This window comes from Citrobacter sp. VF227 (genome assembly GCF_052950715.1).
Genome location: NZ_JBRFVF010000469.1, coordinates 1 through 454, shown reverse-complemented (window position 1 = coordinate 454; position 454 = coordinate 1). Strand labels below are relative to the sequence as shown.

Sequence of the window (454 nt, the reverse complement as noted above, 5' to 3'; positions counted from 1 at the left end):
CACCTCGACTTCGCCCCAGTCGTGCTGGAGCTGATATCCTGGCTGGGTTTCAAAGCGGACCGTTCTTTTTGATGGCCGCGTTTTACGTTTGGGCTGGATGTAGTAACGCAGCATGGAACGTCCGCCCGTATAGCCCATTGCCTTTATCTCTGCGAGGATAACTTCGCTATTCCAGACATTCTCTGCCAGGCGCATGTCGATGTAATCCATAAATGGTTTCAGCTTAACCATTTTGTGGCGGGTCTTTTTGGCTGGCGGTTTAGGATATTTTAGATAGCTCCTGATAGGCCGTTTAGATCAATCCAATTGCATCGCAATATCCACAATGTATTCACCCTCCTGGCGCATTTTCTTTATCATGTAAAAGTCCTCCCTGCTCTTCTTGTTGATTATCTTTCTGGTGTGAGAAACTTCAGGAAACAACCAGTTGGCTGTCACGGAACATGCTAATAGT

Annotated in this window: 1 pseudogene; it reads right to left on the bottom strand. The window is 46.9% G+C overall.

The window, feature by feature from the left end:
- A pseudogene (locus tag ACU8YC_RS27370) lies at positions 1–360 on the bottom strand (IS21 family transposase); the annotation flags it as partial.
- Positions 361–454: the final 94 nt, after the last annotated feature.